The 5,669-nt window shown below is 66.9% G+C and carries 3 protein-coding genes; all 3 read right to left on the reverse strand.

The window, feature by feature from the left end; translation table 11 throughout:
• Nucleotides 1-3,093, reverse strand: a 3,093-nt coding sequence (locus tag VL973_RS08245; RefSeq protein ID WP_325283546.1) for an error-prone DNA polymerase, incomplete at its 3' end; no start/stop codon positions are given.
• A complete protein-coding gene (locus tag VL973_RS08250; protein WP_325283547.1) occupies nt 3,090-4,982 on the reverse strand; it encodes a DUF6504 family protein in 1,893 nt (630 codons plus the stop codon). The genes VL973_RS08245 and VL973_RS08250, both read right to left, overlap by 4 nt.
• Entirely contained in the window at nt 4,897-5,571 is a 675-nt protein-coding gene (locus VL973_RS08255) for an ImuA family protein (RefSeq protein ID WP_325283548.1), read from the reverse strand. Before VL973_RS08255 ends, VL973_RS08250 begins: the two co-directional genes overlap by 86 nt.
• Nucleotides 5,572-5,669: the final 98 nt, after the last annotated feature.

The raw sequence follows: 5,669 nt of genomic DNA on the forward strand, positions 1-5,669 counted from the left end.
CACGTGGAGCACGGTCCCCTCGCGCTGCACCCGCCCCGTGACGGACAGCATCGCCGCCGACATGACGGTGCGCCGGTTCGCTTCGAAGCGATCGGGCCACAGGATGGCATTGGCGATGCCGCTTTCGTCTTCCAGCGTCAGGAACAGCACGCCCTTCGCCGATCCGGGGCGCTGGCGGACGAGGATGATGCCCACCACCTCTACCCGACTACCGTCCTTCATGGCTTCAAGCGAACCGCACGGCACCGCGCCGCGCCGCGCCAGTTCAGACCGCAGGAAACTGAGCGGGTGCGCGCGCAAGCTGAGCTGGGTCGCGCGATAATCCTCCACCACCTCACGTCCCGCCGTCAGGGCAGTCAACAGCGTTGGCGGCTCTTGCGTGTCGAGCAGAGCTAATAGCGGCGGGGGTCGTTCGCCCAAACCCCGGATCGCCCACAGCGCTGCCCGCCGGTCGAGCCCGAAACCACGAAAGGCGTCGGCCTGCGCCAGCTTCTCCAATGCCGTCGCCTTCACGCCCGATCGCCGCCAGAGATCGGCGATGTCCGCAAACGGTCTTTCGGAACGCGCGAGCAGGATGCGCCCGGCATCCTCCGCCGATAATCCGGTGACGATACGCAGGCCAAGACGCAGCGGCCAGAGCGGCGATCCGTCTGGGCTTGTGGAACTGTCCGGACCGCAGGCTTCCTCCAGCACCGTGTCCCATTCGCTCGCCGCGACGCAGACGGGACGCAGTTCCACGCCATGATCGCGTGCGTCTCGCACGATCTGCGCTGGTGCGTAGAAGCCCATGGGCTGAGCATTGAGCAATGCGGCGCAGAAGATATCGGGATGATGGCATTTCATCCAGGACGACGCATACGCGATCTTGGCGAAGCTCGCCGCATGGCTTTCGGGAAAGCCATAGCTGCCGAAGCCCTCGATCTGCTTGACCAGTCGTTCCGCGAATTCCAGCGCAATCCCGTTCCTAAGCATCCCGGCGATCAATCTTTCGCGAAACTCGCCGACGCCGCCGGTCATCTTGAAGGTGGCCATCGCGCGGCGGAGGTTGTCGGCATCGCCAGGTGAGAAGCCCGCGCCGAGAATGGCGACCTGCATCGCCTGCTCCTGAAACAGCGGCACGCCCAAGGTCTTTTCCAGCACGGTCTTCAATTTCGGGCTGGGATAGTCAAACATAATGCCCGGATCGGCCCGCTTCAGTTCGCGCCGTTTGAGATAGGGATGCACCATGTCGCCCTGGATCGGGCCGGGCCTCACGATCGCGACCTGGATCGCGATATCGTAGAAATTGCGCGGACGCATCCGCGGCAACATCGACATCTGCGCGCGGCTTTCGATCTGGAACACGCCCAGCGTGTCGGCGCGGCACATCATGTCGAAGGTCGCCTCGTCCTCCGCCTGAAGGACGGGGCTGGCGAGGTCCAGCGTTATCCCCTTGTGCTCGGTCAGCAAGTCGAAGGCGCGGCGCATGCAGCCCAGCATGCCCAGGCCGAGGATATCGACCTTCATGAAGCCCAGTTCCTCGATATCCGTCTTTTCCCATTCGATCACCTGACGGTCGACCATGGCGGCGGGTTCGACCGGCATCAGGTCGGCGAGCGGATCACGGGTCAGGACGAAGCCGCCGGGATGCTGCGACAGATGGCGCGGCGTGCCGACCAGTTCGCGCGCCAGTTCGAGCGTGAGCGCGAGGCGCGGCTCATTCCGGTCGAGGTTGAGCGCCTCGACATGATCGTCGGGAATGCCGTCGTTCGACCAACCCCAGACCTGCCTGGCCAAGGCGGCGGTCATGTCCTCGGGCAGGCCCATTACTTTCCCGACCTCGCGGATCGCGCCGCGCGTGCGGAACCGGGCAACCACCGCGGTCAGCGCGGCATGGTCGCGGCCATAGGTGCCGTAGATCCACTGGATCACTTCCTCGCGCCGCTCATGTTCGAAATCGACGTCGATGTCGGGCGGCTCGCGGCGGTCCTCCGACAGGAAGCGCTCGAACAGCAGCTGGTGCTTGACCGGATCGATCGAGGTGATGCCCAGCACGTAGCATATCACCGAATTGGCCGCCGATCCGCGCCCCTGGCACAAGATGTCCTGACTGCGCGCGAACTGGACGATCGAATGCACCGTCAGGAAATAGGCGGCATAACCCCAGTGGCGCACCAGCCCCAGTTCGCGCGTCAGCAACCGGCGGTATCGCGGTTCGGGCCTTCGCCCCGGCGTCATCGCGTTCAGCGCCCGCCATGCCATTTTCTCCAGCGCCTTTTGCGGGCTGTGCGCGGTCATAACCCGCTCGTCTGGATATTGGTGCCGCAACTCGCGCAGCGAAAAGGTGCAGCGCTCGACGATCGCCTCCACCGCCGCCAGCGCATTGGGATGGTCGCGGAACAGCCGGGCCATCCGCTCCGGCGGCTGCAGGTGTCGTCCGGCATGGCGTTCCCGCCGAAAGCCGAGTTCGTCGATCGTCGTCTTTTCGCCAATGGCGGTGATGACGTCCTGCAGGACGCGTCGGTCGGGCGCATGATACAGCACGTCGCCGGTGGCGAGCGGGGTCAGCCCGTGCGCGCGGGCGGCAACAGCGGTTTCGTGCAGGCGCAGCGCCTCGCCCGGCCGCCGCCAGTGGGTCAGGCATATATGCCCCCGGCCGGGGAACAGCTCCGCCATCCAGCCAAGCTGGACCGGGTCCGGCATCGCGCCGGGCACCAGCGCGGCGACCAGCCCCTTGGCATGGGCGGCGACATCGTCCCAATGCAGGAAGCATTTGCCTTTTTCCCCCCGCTGCGCGTCGGCGCGTCCCTTGCCCAAAGTGAGCATGCGCGTGAGGCGCGACCAGGCTGCCCGGTCCTCCGGCCAGACAAGCAGCGATGCGCCGTCGACCAGATCGAGGCGGCAGCCATATACCGGACGCGGCGGCACCGCGACCTGACCCTGCAATTGTTCGGCAGCGTGCAGCGCCTGCACCACGCCCGCCACCGAATTGCGATCGGTGACGCCAAGCGCGGCCATCCCCATCGCCGCCGCCTGCGCGAACAGTTCGTGCGGGCTGGAGGCGCCGCGCAGGAAGCTGAAATGCGTCGTGACCTGAAGCTCGCTATAGGTCATCCGAACCGTCCGTGCAGATACCAGCTCAGGTCACCGGTTTCACCGCGCTCGCCATCTCCCCGCCGGAACAGCCAGAAACGCCGGCCATCCTCGACCTCGACCCGGAAATAGTCGCGCAAGGCCTCACGCTCGCTTCCACGTTTCCACCATTCGCCGGTGATCCTCTCCGGCCCGTCGGCCCGCGTGACGATATGGGTGCACCCCCGCCAGGTGAAACGGCGCGGCGGCAGATCGGGCAGTTCGGCGATGACATGATCCAGCCGTTCGGGACGCCGCAGCAGACAGGCCGGACGCGGGCGCGACGGGTGCCAGGGATGGTCGGGCGCGCGCACGTCCAACCGCCGCACATCGTCGTCTTTCAAGGGCGCTGCGGCACGAGCGGGCGGATCGAGCGGGGGGCGGCACGCGACGCTGCGTTCCGGCACGTCGCTTTCGACCGGCATCACCCGCCAGACCGGCAACGAGCGGTTGACCAGCATATCGATCAGCGGGCCTAGATCGGGCGCTCTTTCTTCCAGATTTTCGTCAAAGGGTTGCGGCACCAACGGCTCGGCGTGACGAACATGCAGGCGTAGCGCATCAATGCCATAACCGGGATCGATCGTCTCGATCCGGCGCCGGATCAAACGTAGGAGATGCGCTGGATCGCGGGTGGGCCGCGCAAGGCCCAGCCGGATGATCTGGGGGCGCCCGTCGACCCGCTCCGCGAACAGCAACAGGACGCGCGCGCCCAACCCCGCCTGCGCCAAGGCCTCGGTCAGGCGCGGCACCAGTTCGCCCAGCCAGTGCTCGATCGCCTCCGCTGTGGCGATCGGCTCGGCAAAGCCTTGGGTGATATGGATCGATTGTGGCGGCAGGACCGGATCGAGCGGTTCGGCGACGCGCCCCAGCGCCTGATCGAGTCGCCGCGCTGCCTCCACACCGAACCTGCGCGCGAACGGTGCACGGGGCAGCGCCGCGACGTCGCCGATGGTGGCGATCCCCAGCCGCCGGAACAAGGCCAGCGTGGCGTCCGGCAATCGCAAGGCCATGGCGGGTAGCGGGGTCAGCGCCTCTGCATGATCGCCGCGCGGACAGATCGTTACCGTCTGCCCCGAATACCGCGCCAGCGCCCATGCCGCGCCCGCCGTGTCGGCGACCGCGATCCGCGCCGCGATCCCTCGACGCGAAAGCAGCCGCACCAGCCGTTCGGCCATGCGCCGCTCGCCCCCACGCAGATGCGCCACGCCGGTCAGATCGAGGAACAGCCCGTCCACATCGGAAACGGCCACTATCGGCGTCCAGCGTAAAGCCAGCAGGACCGCCAGACGATGCAGATCGGCCGCGTCGCCTGTCGGATCGGCATCGCGCACGACAATCTGCGGCACGAGCGCGCGTGCCTGGGTCAGCGCCATGCCCGGTATGATTCCCAACGCCCTGGCAGCGGGCGATGCAGCGGCGATCTCGATCCGGGCAGCGATCCTGTGCGCCGTGACAAGCGCGATGCCTCTCGCCGTCGAGGGAGAAAGCTTCATGTCATCGTGAAAGGTAGTGGCGATGTTCGGCACTGAAGCGTGCGGATCGTTCGAACCACGCCTTTCCATCGCCCGGAACGGTGGCGCGCCCGCCTCGCTCGACCGGCCCAGCAGGCGCATCGGCGGTTTCTGGTGATGCGGCAGCTTCGCGACCTGTCGCGCCGCTTCCTCCCGCGCCCAGCGCGTACCGGGCCGCCAGCCGCTGTTCCTCGGCGCGTCGCATTGCAGGGTCTTTTCCGTCTGCGCGGCCGAGCGCAGTTCGGCAAGGTCCGGCTCGGCGACAACCTGCTCAGGCTGCGGCGCGAGAGTTGGCTCGGCGCGCTGTATCCGGTCGATCGACCAGTTCGGCAGCCAGAGCGCAGCGACCCGTTTCATCGCAAGCCTCCACCATCAGTTCGAAAGGATTGCCGCCCCGCTGGCGGACCAGTTCGACCTGCCAACGGGCGCGGCCGACACCAGCGACCGGCAAAGGCGCCGATGGCGCCGGACCGATCCGCCAGCGTGTCAGTGCCGCCGACGGCGCTGCGAGCGGATCTTCTCCAGTCCGTGCGGGACTGCGCCTGAGAAGAGCCAGCGTCGTGCCGCCCTCGGCCGCGAGTTGCAGCCGCCGTGTCGCGGTCAGCGAGGCTTTTCTGACATCGCCGACTACCGCGGCCAGTCCGCGATGGCGTAGCGCGTCCTCCATGCACGCCAGCAGTTCGGCATCATCACGCGCCTCGGCATGGATCAGCCGTTCAGGGGCCAATCCCGCCTGCGATAAAGCGGGCGCGAACAGATCGCGACGGCGGACGAGCCACAGGACAGGGCCAGGATTGCGTGCGGCAATGCCGGCCAGAAACAAGGACACAGGCGCATCGTCACCCCAGTCCATTCCCATTGCCGCCGCTTCATGCAAAGCGTCGACACGCAATCCGCTGTCGGCCAGATGCGTGTCGAGCCTGGCGATCCCAAAAGGTAGCGACACAGCCAATGGACGCTTCGTCCCATGGCGGAAACCGCCTTGTGCAGATGAACGAGGGCTACGGGCACGCACAAACGACTCCAGCAAAAACGAATGTTCTA

This window comes from Sphingomonas sp., assembly GCF_035490575.1.
Lineage (GTDB): Bacteria > Pseudomonadota > Alphaproteobacteria > Sphingomonadales > Sphingomonadaceae > Sphingomonas.

What these genes read in the sequence shown, in the direction of transcription:
- VL973_RS08250 (WP_325283547.1), bottom strand. Translation starts at nt 4,982, where the DNA reads ATGAAACGGGTCGCTGCGCTCTGGCTGCCGAACTGGTCGATCGACCGG.